Origin of the sequence: Streptomyces sp. NBC_00846, from assembly GCF_045207325.1 — a bacterium.
GTDB lineage: Bacteria > Actinomycetota > Actinomycetes > Streptomycetales > Streptomycetaceae > Streptomyces.
The window spans coordinates 7,562,417-7,577,138 of record NZ_CP108846.1 but is presented as its reverse complement, the minus strand read 5'-3'; the positions used below and the strand labels follow the sequence as shown (position 1 = coordinate 7,577,138).

The window sequence follows — 14,722 nt, the reverse complement described above, 5'->3', positions numbered from 1 at the left end:
TGCCTGTGCCGTGTCATCGAGCGAGCCCGCGACGTCAGCCCAGCCGGAGCCTATACAACATTCGCACACAGGGAGATTCTCATGACCGAGAGCCACGTGCGGACCCCGGCAACCCCCAGCGCCCTCGTAGATCCGCTGCGTAACCGTGGGGTGGCCTTCACACAGGAGGAACGGGAGGCCTCGGCCTGGCCGGACGCCTGCCCTCCGCGGTGCTGACACTCGAGGAGCAGTGCAGGCGGGCCTACCAGCAGACACAGGCTCAGGGGAGCGACCTGGCCAAGAACGTCTACCTGGAACAGCTGCACGACCGCAACGAAACCGTGTACTTCAAGGTTCTCGCCGAGCACCTCGCCGAGATGCTGCCGATCGTCTACGACCCCACCGTGGGCGAGGCGATAGAGAAGTACTCCCACGAGTACCGGCGCCCGCGCGGCGTCTTCCTGTCCATCGACCGGCCCGACGACATGGAAAAGGCGTTCGCCACGCTTCAACTCGGCCCCGAGGACGTCGATCTGATCGTGTGCACCGACGCGGAGGAGATTCTGGGCATCGGCGACTGGGGCGTGGGAGGGATCCAGATCTCGGTCGGCAAGCTCGCGGTGTACACGGCAGCCGCCGGCATCGACCCTCATCGCTTGGTTCCCGTGTCGCTGGACGTGGGCACGGACCGCAAGTCACTGCTGGAGGACCCGCTGTACCTGGGCAACCGGCACCCCCGCGTCCGCGGCGCGGAGTACGACGCGTTCATCGAGAAATACCTGGAGACGGCATCGTCCACGTTCCCCGACGCGCTCCTGCACTTCGAGGACTTCGGTCCCAGCAACGCACGGCGGATCCTGGAGCAATACGGCGGCCGCTACCGGATCTTCAACGACGACATGCAGGGCACCGGAGCCATCACGTTGGCTGCCACGCTATCCGCCGTCAAAGTCAGCGGCATTCGGATGCGGGACCAGAAGCTGATCGTCTTCGGCGCCGGGACCGCTGGGGTGGGCATCGCCGACCAGCTGCGCGGCGCGATGATCCGCGACGGCGCGGATCCGGAGCGGGCCACCGCCCAGGTATGGCTCGTCGACAAACAGGGACTGCTCACCCGGGACATGACCGACCTGCGCGACTTCCAGCACCCCTACACCCGCGATCCGGCCGAAGTCGCGGACTGGGCGAGGGACGACGGAGGGGCGATCCCGCTGCTGGAAGCGGTACGCCGGGCCAAGCCGACGATCCTGCTGGGTACGTCCACCGCACATGGTGCGTTCACTCGCGAGGTCGTCGAGGCCATGTCGGAGGGCACCGAGCGTCCGATCATCCTCCCGATCTCCAACCCCACCTCCCGGATCGAGGCCATGCCCGCCGACGTCATCACCTGGTCCAGGGGAAAGGCGCTCGTCGCGACCGGCATCCCCGTCCCGCCCGTGGGGTACGACGGCGTGACCTACGACATCGGGCAGGCCAACAATGCGCTGCTCTACCCGGGACTGGGCCTGGGCACGATCGTCTCCGGGGCGTCCCAGGTGACCGCAGGCATGCTGCTCGCGGCCGCACAGGCGGTCGCGGACCAGGTCGACCCATCGGGGCCCGGCGCCTCCCTGCTGCCGCCCGTGGACGACCTTCGGGAGTCCTCTGCGATCACCGCGACCGCGGTGGTCAAGGCGGCGCTCGACGACGGCGTGGCCACCTCCAAGCCGGTCGACATCGGCGAGGCCGTCCGGGAGGCCATGTGGGAGCCGGTCTACACCAACGGAGCCGCAGCATGAACACGCGACACACCGCCGCCGACCGGGCCACCGGGCCGGGCGGACAGGACGAGGCCCCGAGGATCCAAGACATCCCCATCGGCCTGCACGCGACCGGCACCCGGCGGGAGACCGACTCCATGGGCGCCATCGACGTGCCCGCCGACCGCTACTGGGGCGCACAGACCCAACGGTCCCTGATCCACTTCTCCATCGGGGACGACCGGATGCCGAAGGCGGTCTACCACGCCTACGGCTACGTCAAGAAGGCCGCCGCCCTCATCAACGGGCGCGCCGAACGGCTGCCGGCCTGGACGGCCGACCTGATCCAGCGGGTGGCCGACGAGGTCATCGCAGGCAAACTGGACGATCACTTCCCGCTGTACGTGTGGCAGACGGGGTCCGGCACGCAATCCAACATGAACACCAACGAGGTGATCAGCAACCGTGCCATCCAGCTGGTCGGCGGCGAGCTGGGCAGCAAGTCCCCGATCCATCCCAACGACCACGTCAACATGGGGCAGTCGTCCAACGACACCTTCCCCACCACCATGCACATCGCCGCGGTCAAGGAAATCCACGAGCACCTGCTGCCCAGCGTGCGGGCGCTGCAGCACGCCATCGAGACCAAGGCGCAGCAGTGGCACGACGTGGTGAAGATCGGCCGCACCCACCTGGAGGACGCCGTCCCGCTCACCGTGGGGCAGGAATGGTCCGGCTACGCCCACCAGCTGCATCAAGCCGTCGACCGGGTCACCAGGTCCGCCGAGGACCTGTACGAGCTCGCGATGGGCGGCACCGCGGTGGGCACGGGGCTCAACGCCCCACCCGGATTCGGCGAGCGAGTGGCAGCCGAGATCGCCACCGCGACGGGCTACCCGTTCACCACCGCGCAGAACAAATTCGCCGCCCAGGGCGGCCTGGACGCCATGACCGGTGCCTCCGCCGGGCTGCGGGCCCTGGCTATACCGCTGATGAAGATCGCCAACGACATCCGCTGGCTGGCCTCCGGGCCCCGCTGCGGCCTCGACGAACTCGTCCTCCCGGCGAACGAGCCCGGCTCGTCGATCATGCCGGGCAAGGTCAACCCGACCCAGTGCGAGGCTATGGTCATGGTCTGCATCCAGGTGCTGTCCGAGGACGAAGCCATCGCCTTCGCCGGTACGCAGGGCAACTTCGAGCTCAACGCCATGCGCCCGGTCATCATCAACAACTTCCTGCACGCGGCGACTATTCTCGCCGACGCCTGCACCAAGATGCGCGAGTACTGCATCGAGGGCGCCCAGCTGAACCGGGACCAGATCGACGACTACGTCGACCGGTCCTTGATGCTGGTCACCGCGCTCTCACCGGTGATCGGCTATGACAAGGCCTCCGCGATCGCCCACAAGGCCGACGACGAGGACACCACCCTGCGCGAGGCCGCGCTGGCGTCCGGTTACATAAGCGCCGAGGACTTCGACCGCATCGTCAGACCCGCCGTCATGGTTGGTCAGACGTAGAACACAGCCAGGCCAAGACGGTCCGCGTGACGGGCGGGCAGCGGTCGGAAGTCGGACGAGTGCGGGCAAGGAACTCCGTACTCGACGGGGAGCCGTCGTCAGCCGCTGAAGACGTCAGCTGCTCACTCTGGAGCGCGTGACGTCCTGGGCCACGGGGGCAGAAACGGCAGAAGTACGGCGGCGGCGAGGACGAGGCGCACATCGGCGCCCTGCTCAGCGCGCTCGTCGAAGGCGGCGCCGACATCCGCGCCTACCTCGCCTACCTCGCCTACAAGGACGACGAGGTCGCCGCCGTCTCGGCGACCGTCCGCCAGGACAAGCGACTGTTCGTGAAGTGGGCCGGCTTCGGGTACGAGGCGCTCGGCAAGCACAGTGGCATCTACTTCGAGATCGTCCTGGACCGCCCGCTGCGCGATGCCTACGCCGAAGGCGGCACCTCCATCGAGGTCGGGCCGGGCGCGGACCAGTCCAAGCAGCTTCGCGGCTTCAAGCCCCGCCGGATGCGCTCGGCGATTCTGGTCGCCGACACCGACTACGTGCCGAGGCCGCCAAGCTGCACGCGGCCTTCGGCCAGGCCCGCCGCGAGGCGCTGGGCGCCAACACGGAGGAGGAGCCACACCGGCATCGCCCGTGCCGTGCTGCTGCCGACCGGAACCATGCGTCGAGGTGGCTGAGTCCGATGTCTTCATTGGCGTAGGCGAGGGCGGCGAACTGGCCCGCCGGTGTGTGCCCGTCGCCCCGGCCGTGCCGTACCGGTCGACCTCCGCCATGTGGAGTCACAGTTGGGGAGGTGCGTCACCGCCGAGGAGGGTGATCAGCTGGGCGAGGAGGGCGTCGAGTTCGCGGCCGACATCCGCGATCCCCGGGTTGCCGTAGCCGGCAAACAGGAGGCTGGGCTGTTCGACGGCGAGTTTCGTGTCGCCGTCGGGGTCCGCGTAGAGCAGGGTCCGAAGCGGTGCGTGCAGCATGACCGACGGGTCGTGGCGGAACATGCGTTCGGCGATGGTGTGGTTTCCCATCAGGTACTGCGTGGCCTTCCAGAAGGATGGTGATCCCGCCATGACAGCGGTGATGTCGCTGCGGAAGTAGCGCATGAACCCGTGCGGGGCGTTGATCTCGGCGAGCTCGAGCGTGGCCTGCCAGGAGGCCATCTGGAAGAAGCGGTCGAGATCGACCTCGGGGACGAGGGTTTCGTAGCGCTCGCGGGCTACGTCGTAGGAGCACGGGAGCGCCACGACGAGCCGCCGGGCGGGGTGGTCGATGACGGCGGTGTCCTTGGTCATGACTGTGCCTGTTCGTCGCCGGAGTGAACGAGTTCCACATCGTGGATGTCGAGCGTGATGGAGGGGAGGTTGAGGTTGACGCTGTTGTCGGGGTTGCGGCGGAAGACTCGTCGGCGTGTGGCCACAAGCAGGCCGTCGAAGCTCTTGTGGCGGCTGGTGTAGTGGCCGACGAGTGTGCTGCCGTTGACTTCGACGATGTAATCCATGCGGCGTTGCATTCCGAGGGCGTCGAAGTAGAACACTTGGTCGGGGTTGTGCGTGGCGATCTCGGGCGGGAAGCGCACCTGCAGGCGTCGCCAGGTCTGCCCGGCCTCGCACCACGGTTCGATCTCGTGGACCCGCACGTCCGGGTGGGTGAAGAGGAATGGGGTGGTGAAGTAGTTCCAGCACGCGTAGCCCAGGAAGTAGCCGAGGTGTAGAGCATCCCAGGCGCTGTTGCGCAGCATTCCCTTGAAGCCGACGCGTGCGGGGGCGAGGGTCTCGACCGGTTCGCCGTCGAGGGACTGCATGGTGACGCTGTCGGCGGCGGCGTCGAAGACCATCCGGTGGTCGGGGCGGGTGAACGGGGTGAATACGATGTGCTCTCTGACCGTGTCGAGCGTCAGAATCTGGTCGAACGTCTTGTCCGGCGGCCAGCCCTTCATCGCCCAGATCGGGCCGCCGATGGAGATGTCGACGTTCAGACCACGCAGGGTGTCCCAGGATTCTCGGCCGCCGGCGGTGGCGATGGCCAGATCGAGGAGTTCGTCACTCATGAGCCGGGTACTTTCCGTCGCGATGCGTATGGCGGTCACCGATTCCGGGGACCACCAGGTCTTCCGGCAGCCATCGGGGGCGGACCTTCAGGGGCTGAACAGGCCAGGATTTTCGCGGACGTAATCGGCCACTCCCGAAGGAGGCCGCCCGATGACCTGCTCGACCCCGTCCGCCTTGCGGTCGTACCGATTCTCCGCGTGAAGGCGAGCCATGGTGGAGATGTGTTGGAAGACGTGGTCGGGCAGCCCCAACGGCCTGAGATCGTCGTCGATCCATTCCTGCAAGGGGACGTCGATGTAACCGACCTGTCGGCCCAGGGCTGCGGAGACCTCCGCCGCCATGGCGGCGACGTCCTCCGAGCGCGGGCCGGTCAGCTCATAAATCCGGCCGACGTGCGGGGCAGGATCGGCCAGGATCTCCTCCACCACCGCGGCGACGTCACCGGCCGCCACAGGAGAAGTTTTCGCCCGGCCGAAGGGCAGCCTGATGCTTCCGTACTTCGCGATCGAGGAAAAGCCCACACGGAACAGCGGGTTCTCCATGAACACGGTGGGCCTGACCTGGACAACAGGCAGGCCCGACCAGCCGAGGACCTGCTCCACCAGCCACTGCTGCCGCTGCTGCACGGACTCGGAGGTGCTGGTGAGGTCCATCTCGGACACAGTCAGTTGCGACATGTTCACGAACACTTCCAGGGACCCGTACGCACGCGTGACGGCCGCCACCGTCAGGGCGGCCTCCAGGTACTGTGCCGACACGCCCATGCCGAAGTACATACGTCCACAACCGGCCAGGGCGTCGACGACGTCACCCGCACGCGTCAGGTCCCCGATGACGACCTCGGCGCCCGTCGCACGCAGCGCCTCCGCCCGCTCGTCGTCGCGGCGCACCATGGCCCGGACGGGCAGGCCCCGACGCCGAAGGCCTTCGACCACGGACCGCCCGACGGCGCCGACACTGCCCGCCGCGCCTGTCACCAGAATGGGTAGCACACTGGTTTCTGGGGTGCGGTCCATAGAAGCAGCGTGTGAGACGCACGAGCAGGGCGCAACTGGAGCCCGCCGAACCGTCGGCGCTGCAACAACAGTCGGCCCATGTAACGGAATCGGCATACTCAGCTGGCCGACCAAGCGCTCAGCAGTCACCCGAAACGCAATGCCGTACCTGGGGCCTTTCACCCGGTCGTGCGACATTCCGGAACGTCATTGAACGCGTGCGTGAATTTTTGAGCATGGGTACACCTTCCTCCGACGCTCTCTTGCAGGCCCAACGCGACTGGTATGCCGTCTACCAGCAGCTTGCAGGGGCGGTACGAGGCTCAGATTTCGATCCTGCGGCGTGCTGCAGCCTGTCGGAGCAGATCACGAAGCATCCGTACGGCCTGGGCGAGCTTGCCCGGTACGGTGCCAGCCATCCGGTTGGAGCTGAAGCGAGCGGTTGGAAAAGCGTTTGGTGAGGCCGCGGCCGCAGCAGTACGAGGGTGCGGTGTCCCGGAGGGCCCGGCGAAGTGCCGTGGCGGACGCGTCGTACTCCGCGTCGCACGCCTGAGCCGTGGGCACCGCGGCGGACTCGCCCTCCACCGCCTCCGCGTGCGCACCGGCCGCGAGCAGCAGCGCGACGAGCGCCAGAAGCACCCGCAAGCAGGCATACCGACGAGCGGTGCGTGGGTGCCGTGGGGTAGGGCTCACAAGGGGGCATCTGCCGGCGACGCACGCGCTGTTCAGCGTGTCAACCCCGAAAACCGCCCTCTCGGGCTACCCGTGCGGCACGAAGTTGACGCACTGCACGGCGTTCATGCCGTGCGCGGGATCCGCTGTGCACGGCCGTGGAGCCGGACCGCCGTTACGCACTCGACGATGCCGACCACTACCAGCCACCAGCCGGCGACCAGGGTGAGCACGGCGATTGAGGTGAACGGCGAGATGATCAGCACGATCCCCGCGATGAAGGTGACGACGCCGAGGATGGCCTGCCAGCCGCGCGCGGGCATGGTGGGGTCGTGAACGACGGCCAGAGTATGGGTGATCCCGCGGATCAGCCAGCCGATGCCGATCCACAACGCGAGCAGCAGGATCGACTCCAACCTGCCCCGGAAGCAGAACAGGCCCAGAAGGATCGACAGGGCGCCGCTGATGAAGGCCAGGACACGCAGCGAGGTCGCCCTGTGCGTACCGAAGGCGGCAGCCAGTTGGAGCGCGCCGCTGAGAATGAGGTAGATGCCGAAGAGGATCCCGGCGACGAGCAGGGACGGGCCCGGCCAGGCCAGGATCACGGCCCCAAGGACCAGGGAGGCGATGCCGGTGATCAGGACGACCTGCCAGGCGGTGCGGGAAAGACGGTGCAGGAACCCCTCGAGGGGTGGCTCCATGTAGCCCGGGTGCGGTTTCGGCGCGTGCACGTCATCCGCGGCACGGGCGTGGCGGTCATCGTATTCCGGTCCCCTGGGGGAACTGCTCGATGCGTCGGTCATGATTCATGCTTGTACCGGGTACGGGCGCCCCGCGACCTTTGCCGGTCCACCCGGCTGACGGCGGAGGCACGGACCGCGCCGCACGGGGCCCGGTGAACCGCGGGCCGTGCCCAACCGGTTCCCGTCAGCCGGGAACCCGCAGGCGTACGGCGATGGAGCACCGCCCGTCCGGACCGGGCGCGGGCGACGAGACCCGCTTGGTGCAGCGCGCCCAGGTGGTACGACACCGCGGCGGGTCGCTGACGGTTAACCGGGATGGGCCGCCGTCTTGGGTGGTGGCATGGCAGCGCGGTTTTCGATTCCGACCACGCTCGCCACCACCGCCATCGATGGACCGGCCGCAATCCCGTACCTCTCACGGTCCTGTCCCCGGAACAGGAAAACAGCTGAGACCGCCGGTCGAATCCGCTCTCCCTCGATCCGGGACCCGGCTGTCCGGCCTTCCGCGAGGCGAACCTTTCTGCGCCCCGGCCCCTTCGCGGGGATACCGGGATCGACTCCGCCCCGGTCTCACCCTGCGGTCCAATTTGACATTAGCTCGCCTTATGGCGGATAAAGAGGTTCCTTTGGGCTGAAGTTCACGCAGCGTGACATTCGTGGCGTGACTGCCGACGCACCTCTACGTGAATGAGTCATGCCGTGTCCCACGCCGCCGCAGTCCCTGACCGACCGACCGACCCTGCCGAGGACTGGGAGGCATGGCGCGCCGAGCGGCGGCGCTCCGTCACCTCGGCCACCGGGAATCTCGCCCTCGTCGAGACCCGCTGGGCCCCGGCCGGTGAGCGCCCCGACCCCGATGCGGCACGCGCCGGACAGCCGGATTCCGTGACCGTCACCACAGTCGAGCGCACCGATTTCGTCACCGGCCGGCCCGAGTGCGGTCTCCGCTTCTGGGACGCACAATCCCCCGCGATCCAGAACTTCGATCGCACCGATGTCTTCCCGTACGACCCGGCCTGGGTGCTGGAGGCCTCGTACACCCCGGTGCCAGGTGCCAGGCGGGTCGGATTCGAGCACATCCGGGACAACGGCGGCACCCGAGATCTCGTCGTGCCGGGAGACATCGAGCTCACCCTGGACGGCCGGGACTACACACTGAGCGCCTTCGACGACGACGGCACCCTGCTGCTCGTCTTCGGTGACCCCACCAACGGCGACATCACCTACGGTGCCGGGCGCTTCCTCTTCGTCGCCCACAGCGGCGAGGGCCGTGTCCTCCTCGACTTCAACCGTGCCTTCGTGCCGCCCTGCGGATTCTCCGACCAGTACAACTGTCCGATGCCGCCGCGGCAGAACCGTTTCCACCTGCCTGTCGAGGCCGGAGAGAAGCGCCCCGTCTTCCGCGACGGCTTCCCCGCGCAGCACTGATCAACCCCGTACTCTCCCGCCTCGCAGCACGAAAGCGCGTACTCCTCATGAGCATCAAGAAGACCTCCCTGTACGGCGGAGGCACCGCCGCCGCCCTCGCCCTGACCCTCACCGCCTGCGGCGGAGGCTCCCACACGGGCGGCACCGGCACAGGGGCGCACGACAAGAACGCCACGATCAACATCGGTTCGCTCTACGAGCCGCAGAACCTCGACAACACCGCGGGCGGCGGCCAGGGCGTCACCGAGGCGCTCAACGGGAACGTCTACGAAGGGCTGTTCAAGCTCACCGACGACGGCAAGGTCGAGAACCTGCTCGCCCAGGACTACAAGGTCAGCGGCGACGGGCTCACGTACACCTTCACCCTGCACGACGGTGTGAAGTTCCACAGCGGCAAGAAGGTCACCAGCCAGGACGTCAAGTACAGCCTGGAGAAGGTGATCGCGAAGGACTCGCAGTCCGCGCGCAAGAGCAATCTTGAGGTCATCGAGTCCGTCGAGACGCCCGACGCGCGCACGGTGAAGGTCCAGCTGTCGAAGAAGTCGATCTCCTTCGTCTACAACCTCTCCTACGTCTGGATCATCAACTCCGAGGCGAAGGGCCTCAAGACGACCGAGGACGGCACCGGCCCGTACCAGCTCAAGAAGTGGACTCGCGGTTCCGCACTCAGCCTCGACCGGTTCGCCGGATACTGGGGTGACGCCGCCGCCAGCAAGCAGGTCGTCTTCCACTACTACAAGGACGCGACCGCTCTGAACAACGCGCTCCTGACCGACGCAGTGGATGTCGTCACGAGCGAGCAGTCGCCCGACGCCCTCGACCAGTTCAAGAGCAACCAGAACTACAAGGTCAGCGACGGCAACTCGACGACCAAGCTGCTGCTCGCCTTCAACGACAAGGCCAAGCCGTTCACAGACGTCAAGGTCCGCCAGGCCGTCTCCGCGGCCATCGACGACAAGAAGCTGCTGGAGTCCGTCTGGGGCGGCTACGGCAAGCCCATCGGCTCCATGGTGCCGCCCACCGACCCGTGGTACGAGGACCTCACCAAGGTCAACGCCTACGACACCGCGCGCGCCAAGAAGCTGCTCGCCGAGGCGGGATACGCGAAGGGCTTCTCCTTCACGCTCGACACCCCGAACTACGACCCGCACCCCACCGCGGCGACCTTCATCAAGTCGCAGCTCGCCAAGGTCGGCATCACCGTCAAGATCAACACGATCACGCCGGACGAGTGGTACACGAAGGTCTACAAGAACCACGACTTCACGGCCACGCTTCAGGAACACGTCAACGACCGCGACCTGGTCTGGTACGGCAACCCCGACTTCTACTGGGGCTACGACAACAAGCAGGTCACCCGGTGGGTCGAGGAGGCCGAGCAAGCGGACACGACCGCTGAGCAGACCGAACTCCTGAAGAAGGTCAACCGCAAGACCGCCGAGGACGCGGCCAGCGACTGGCTGTACCTGTACCCGCAGATCGTCGTGGCCAACAGCAAGCTGTCCGGCTACCCGGTCAACGGTCTGAACTCCCAGTTCCCCGCCTACGACATCAAGAAGGGCTGATGGGCCGGTACCTCCTGCGCCGCCTCGCCTTCCTGTTGGTTTCGCTGGCGCTCGCGAGCGTGGTCCTGTTCGTGCTGCTGCGGATGCTGCCGGGCGACCCCGCGAACGCCCTCACCTCGGTGGGCGCCAGCCCCGAGCAGATCGCGGCGGCACGACACTCCATCGGCTCCGACAGGCCGCTGCCCGAGCAGTTCATCCACTGGATCGGGCAGTTGGCGAGCGGTGACCTCGGTACGTCGTTCGTCAGCTCGCTGCCGGTCGGGCCCGAGATCAGCTCCCGGCTGAACGTCACCATCCCGCTCACACTGGCCGCGTTCGCCCTGGCGGTGCTCATCGCCGTTCCGGTGGGCTTCGTGGCCGCACACCGACGCCGGACCTGGTACGGCGCGCTGCTCAATGGAGTGTCCCAACTGGGCATCGCCGTGCCCGTGTTCTGGCTCGGCATGATCCTCATAGCCGTCTTCGCCCTGAACGCCGGCTGGCTTCCCGCGGGCGGCTTCCCGCAGGACGGCTGGGCACAGCCGGCCGAGGCGATCCGCTCACTCACCCTGCCCGTCGTCACCATCGCCCTCGTGATGAGCGCCTCGCTGATCCGCTACGTCAGGTCGGCCGCACTCGACGTACTGGGCAGCGACTATCTGCGTACCGCACGAGCCATGGGCTCGTCGTTCGGACGGGCCATGTGGCGGCACGGGCTGCGCAACGCCTCCGTGCCGGTGATTTCGATCCTCGGTATCGAGCTGGCGTCCACGCTGCTGGGCGCGGTGGTCGTGGAGTCCGTGTATGCGCTCCCGGGTCTCGGCTCGCTGCTCGCGACCGGCATAGCGCAACACGACTATCCGGTGATTCAGGGCGTGCTGTTCGTCTCCACGCTCGCGGTGCTGATCATCGGCTTCGCGGCCGACTTCACACAGCGGATCATCGATCCGCGATTGCGCGGCAGGCTCTCGGGAGGTGTCCGATGAAGCAGTCGGCGAAGCGCTCGTACACATTGGCCATCGGATGCGTCCTGGCCGGTCTGATCGCCGTCCTCGCACTGGTCTCGCTCTTCTGGCTTCCGTACGCCGCCGACGACACGTCCGGCGGACGGCTCACGGGCCCCGGTGCGGGCCATCTGCTCGGCACCGACAAGCTCGGCCGCGATCTGTTCACCCAGCTGATGACCGGCTCGCGTATCGCCTTCGAAGCGGGCCTGGGATCGGTCCTCATCGCGGCCGCCCTCGGTGGCGCGTTGGGCGTGCTCGCGGCGTTCGCGCAGGGGTGGTTCGACGATACGCTCTCCGCGTTCCTCGACATCCTGATCGCCTTCCCGACGCTGCTGCTGGCGATGCTCATCGTCGCCGCCCGCTCGGCCACGCTGGGGTCCGCCGTGCTGGCGATCGGCCTCGCTCAGAGCGCGGTCGTGGCACGGCTGGTGCGGATCCTGGTCAAGCGGGTCCTTGCTCAGGACTACATCACGGCCGCGCGCACATCGGGCACGTCATGGGCGCGAATCGTGACCGGGCACGTACTGCCCAACATCTGGCCGACGCTCGTGGTGAACCTGGCCCTCCAGTTCGGGCTCGCGGTGCTGGCCGAGGCCGGCCTCTCCTACCTGGGTCTGGGAGCGCCGCCGCCCAACGCCTCGTGGGGCCGCATGCTCCAGGAGGCGCAGGCCACCTTCACCACGGCCCCGGCAGGCGCGCTGGCCCCCGGCATCCTTCTCGTCCTGCTCGTCATCGGCGTGAACCTCGTCGCCGACGGACTGCGCGACACCCTCGACCCTGCGACCCGGCGGAGGCGCGCATGAACGTCCTCGACGTAACCGACCTCACGATCCGTGCGGCTGACGGGCGCCCCCTGGTCGACAGTCTCTCGCTGACCATGGCACCCGGTGAACGTCTGGGCCTCATCGGTGAGTCGGGCTCCGGGAAGTCGCTGACCACGCTCGCCGTGCTCGGCCTGCTGCCCGACGGCATGACGGCCACCGGCAGCGCCGAGCTCGTCGGCACCCAGATCGTGGGCGCGAGCGAGAAACAACTCAAGGGTGTACGGGGCCGGGACGCCGCCATCGTCTTCCAGGAGCCGCTCACCGCACTCGATCCGCTGATGCGCGTCGGCAGGCAGATCGCCGAACCGCTGGCCAGAAGGCGGAGGCTGAAGGGCGCCGAGCTGAAGCGGGCTGTCGCGAAGGCGCTGGAGCAGGTACGGCTGCCCGAGCCCGACCGCATCGCCCGCGCCTTCCCGCACGAAATCTCCGGCGGACAGCGACAACGCATCGCACTCGCCATGGCACTGGCCTGCGACCCGAAGCTGCTCATCGCGGACGAGCCGACCACCGCTCTCGACGTCACCGTGCAGTCCGACATGCTCGACCTGCTCGACACCCTCGTCCGGGAACGGGACATGGCCGTCCTCTTCGTCAGCCATGACCTCGCGGTCGTCTCGAAGGTCACCGATCGTGTCCTGGTCATGAAGGACGGTCGCGCCGTCGAGGAGGGCGACGTCCGCGAGATCGTACGTACCCCGCGCGAGGAGTACACCAAGGCGCTGGTGGAAAGCGCGCGGCAGCTGGAATCAGCTCTGGACCTGAGGAGTGCGCGATGACGCCGGTACTGGAGCTGAACGGAGCCTCCTTCAGCTACCGAGGGCACAGCGCGCCCGTCGTCGAGGACATCTCCCTCGCCGTCGAGACCGGGCAGAGCCTCGCGCTTGTCGGCGAATCGGGCGCCGGCAAGACGACTCTGCTGCGGCTGCTGCTCGGGCTCGCCCGGGCAACCTCCGGCACCGTCCGGTTCGACGGCGAGGAGCTGAAACCGCGCGACAGCGGGCAGATGCGGCGTTTCAGGCGCAGTGTGCAGTGCGTCTTCCAGGACCCGTACTCGTCGCTGGACCCGCGTCAGCGCGTCGGCAGCATCGTGTCCGAACCACTGCGTTCCCTCGGGATCGACAGCCGAGTCACCGCCGCACCCAAGGTGGCCGACGCCCTGGAGCGGGTCGGACTCCCGGCCGACACGGCGCAGCGCTATCCACACGAGTTCTCCGGCGGCCAGCGCCAGCGCATCGCGATTGCCCGCGCGACCGTGTGCGACCCGCGAGTGCTGCTCGCCGACGAGCCCGTCAGTGCACTCGACGTCACCACGCGTGTGAAGGTCGTCGACCTGCTCAACGAGTTGAAGCAGGAGCAGGGCCTGACGCTCGTCATGGTCTCCCACGACTTGTCGGTGGTCGCCTCGTTGTGCGAACGCACCGCCGTTCTGGAGAGCGGCCGCATTGTCGAACAGGGCAGGACCGCGCAGGTGCTGGGCGCTCCCGCACACCCGTACACGCGTCGCCTCGTCGAAAGCGTGCCGCGGCTGCCCGCTTGACCGATGGGTCCGCGCCCCCGCGCTTCACGCGACCAACCGCCGATCCGCGTCACCCTCGCAAGCGACCTGCTGGAACCCGGGCCGGGCGGACCAACGGCTGCAAGGCATGAACCACTGAAGCCAGTCGCACATCGGTCTCCATCGTCACCGACCATGCCGACCTTGACGACCCCGTCGAGGTCGGCAAGTGCGGTCACCAACCGGCCCAGGTCAGTGCGCCCGGCCAACTCCAGCCGTACCGTGGAAACACCACCGGAGTCCGGGCCCGGTTCCGATTCGCCCTCTACGGTCAGAGCAACCACCCGCAGTCCGCGTGACGTCGTTTCCTCAAGGATGTCGAAGCCATGCTGCGACACCTCCACGAACAGGGCGCTGCTAACGCCGACCAGCGCGCGGGTGCGCAGCCCCGCGCTCTTCTGCGGCACTGCTCGTTCCAGGCCGATGGCGGTGGAAAGCAGCAGCGCGATGGCCAGTTCGGTGAACTGGCGGCCCCCTGCCCCCTCCCGAGCTCCCACAGCCCAGCGGCCAAACCGACTGTCCCGTTGTGCAGAGAAACCTCCCGGGACGCCACCGTATGGCGCACAGCATGGCGGCGAGGAGCCCCGCGTGAACCATATGAGCCCGAAACACTGCGGCTCGACCTCGGGCCGTCGGACCAGGTCGCCGGTGGCGTACCACATCACCGGGCCACACCC

13 protein-coding genes and 2 pseudogenes are annotated in these 14,722 nt (G+C 67.7%); 9 read left to right on the top strand and 6 right to left on the bottom strand.

All coding sequences use genetic code 11. From position 1 onward, the window contains the following. Positions 1-209: 209 nt before the first annotated feature. From OG936_RS34880 to OG936_RS34870, 3 genes and pseudogenes are all read left to right on the top strand, one after another. Positions 210-1,757, top strand: a complete 1,548-nt coding sequence (locus tag OG936_RS34880) for an NAD-dependent malic enzyme (RefSeq protein ID WP_406499826.1) — start codon at positions 210-212, stop codon at positions 1,755-1,757. Further along, complete coding sequence (fumC, locus tag OG936_RS34875) at positions 1,754-3,238, top strand: class II fumarate hydratase (RefSeq protein ID WP_406499825.1); 1,485 nt, start codon at positions 1,754-1,756, stop codon at positions 3,236-3,238. Before OG936_RS34880 ends, fumC begins: the two co-directional genes overlap by 4 nt. Before the next feature lie 194 nt (positions 3,239-3,432). Beyond that, a pseudogene (locus OG936_RS34870) lies at positions 3,433-3,912 on the top strand (hypothetical protein); the annotation flags it as partial. A 102-nt stretch (positions 3,913-4,014) separates the two neighbouring features. Here OG936_RS34870 and OG936_RS34865 read toward each other — a convergent pair. From OG936_RS34865 to OG936_RS34845, 5 genes are all read right to left on the bottom strand, one after another. Further along, positions 4,015-4,521: a DUF302 domain-containing protein gene (locus OG936_RS34865; RefSeq protein ID WP_383755238.1), complete on the bottom strand. Its 507-nt coding sequence runs from the start codon at positions 4,519-4,521 to the stop codon at positions 4,015-4,017. Then, positions 4,518-5,276, bottom strand: a complete 759-nt coding sequence (locus OG936_RS34860; RefSeq protein ID WP_406499824.1) for a hypothetical protein — start codon at positions 5,274-5,276, stop codon at positions 4,518-4,520. Before OG936_RS34860 ends, OG936_RS34865 begins: the two co-directional genes overlap by 4 nt. Positions 5,277-5,363: 87 nt before the next feature. Continuing rightward, the gene (locus OG936_RS34855) at positions 5,364-6,293 is read right to left on the bottom strand and encodes an NAD(P)H-binding protein (protein WP_406499823.1); all 930 of its coding nucleotides are present in this window, start codon (positions 6,291-6,293) and stop codon (positions 5,364-5,366) included. A 345-nt stretch (positions 6,294-6,638) separates the two neighbouring features. Further along, the gene (locus tag OG936_RS34850) at positions 6,639-6,917 is read right to left on the bottom strand and encodes a hypothetical protein (protein ID WP_406499822.1); all 279 of its coding nucleotides are present in this window, start codon (positions 6,915-6,917) and stop codon (positions 6,639-6,641) included. A 152-nt stretch (positions 6,918-7,069) separates the two neighbouring features. Further along, positions 7,070-7,747, bottom strand: a complete 678-nt coding sequence (locus OG936_RS34845) for an HdeD family acid-resistance protein (protein ID WP_406499821.1) — start codon at positions 7,745-7,747, stop codon at positions 7,070-7,072. Positions 7,748-8,374: 627 nt separating this feature from the next. On the opposite strand from OG936_RS34845, the gene OG936_RS34840 reads away from it, so the two are divergent. From OG936_RS34840 to OG936_RS34815, 6 genes are read left to right on the top strand one after another with little or no spacing between them, the layout of a single operon-like run. Continuing rightward, positions 8,375-9,115, top strand: a complete 741-nt coding sequence (locus OG936_RS34840; protein ID WP_406499820.1) for a DUF1684 domain-containing protein — start codon at positions 8,375-8,377, stop codon at positions 9,113-9,115. Positions 9,116-9,162: 47 nt separating this feature from the next. Continuing rightward, a complete protein-coding gene (locus OG936_RS34835; RefSeq protein WP_406499819.1) occupies positions 9,163-10,680 on the top strand; it encodes an ABC transporter substrate-binding protein in 1,518 nt (505 codons plus the stop codon). Continuing rightward, on the top strand, positions 10,680-11,645 hold the full coding sequence (locus OG936_RS34830; RefSeq protein ID WP_266751164.1) for an ABC transporter permease: 966 nt from the start codon (positions 10,680-10,682) through the stop codon (positions 11,643-11,645). Before OG936_RS34835 ends, OG936_RS34830 begins: the two co-directional genes overlap by 1 nt. Beyond that, on the top strand, positions 11,642-12,469 hold the full coding sequence (locus OG936_RS34825; RefSeq protein ID WP_406499818.1) for an ABC transporter permease: 828 nt from the start codon (positions 11,642-11,644) through the stop codon (positions 12,467-12,469). Before OG936_RS34830 ends, OG936_RS34825 begins: the two co-directional genes overlap by 4 nt. After that, positions 12,466-13,266 carry an ATP-binding cassette domain-containing protein gene (locus tag OG936_RS34820; protein WP_406499817.1) on the top strand — a complete coding sequence of 267 codons (801 nt, stop codon included), beginning with the start codon at positions 12,466-12,468 and terminating at the stop codon, positions 13,264-13,266. Before OG936_RS34825 ends, OG936_RS34820 begins: the two co-directional genes overlap by 4 nt. Beyond that, positions 13,263-14,027, top strand: coding sequence for an ABC transporter ATP-binding protein (locus tag OG936_RS34815; RefSeq protein ID WP_406499816.1), 765 nt, complete (start codon positions 13,263-13,265; stop codon positions 14,025-14,027). Before OG936_RS34820 ends, OG936_RS34815 begins: the two co-directional genes overlap by 4 nt. A 350-nt stretch (positions 14,028-14,377) precedes the next feature. Here OG936_RS34815 and OG936_RS34810 read toward each other — a convergent pair. Then, positions 14,378-14,707 (bottom strand): annotated as a pseudogene (locus tag OG936_RS34810) (MgtC/SapB family protein); the annotation flags it as partial. Positions 14,708-14,722: the final 15 nt, after the last annotated feature.

Coding starts and splice junctions, on each gene's coding strand:
- OG936_RS34855 (WP_406499823.1), bottom strand. CDS start 6,293: ATGGACCGCACCCCAGAAACCAGTGTGCTACCCATTCTGGTGACAGGC.
- OG936_RS34865 (WP_383755238.1), bottom strand. CDS start 4,521: ATGACCAAGGACACCGCCGTCATCGACCACCCCGCCCGGCGGCTCGTC.
- fumC (WP_406499825.1), top strand. CDS start 1,754: ATGAACACGCGACACACCGCCGCCGACCGGGCCACCGGGCCGGGCGGA.
- OG936_RS34830 (WP_266751164.1), top strand. CDS start 10,680: ATGGGCCGGTACCTCCTGCGCCGCCTCGCCTTCCTGTTGGTTTCGCTG.
- OG936_RS34835 (WP_406499819.1), top strand. CDS start 9,163: ATGAGCATCAAGAAGACCTCCCTGTACGGCGGAGGCACCGCCGCCGCC.
- OG936_RS34815 (WP_406499816.1), top strand. CDS start 13,263: ATGACGCCGGTACTGGAGCTGAACGGAGCCTCCTTCAGCTACCGAGGG.
- OG936_RS34845 (WP_406499821.1), bottom strand. CDS start 7,747: ATGACCGACGCATCGAGCAGTTCCCCCAGGGGACCGGAATACGATGAC.
- OG936_RS34825 (WP_406499818.1), top strand. CDS start 11,642: ATGAAGCAGTCGGCGAAGCGCTCGTACACATTGGCCATCGGATGCGTC.
- OG936_RS34820 (WP_406499817.1), top strand. CDS start 12,466: ATGAACGTCCTCGACGTAACCGACCTCACGATCCGTGCGGCTGACGGG.
- OG936_RS34840 (WP_406499820.1), top strand. CDS start 8,375: ATGAGTCATGCCGTGTCCCACGCCGCCGCAGTCCCTGACCGACCGACC.
- OG936_RS34860 (WP_406499824.1), bottom strand. CDS start 5,276: ATGAGTGACGAACTCCTCGATCTGGCCATCGCCACCGCCGGCGGCCGA.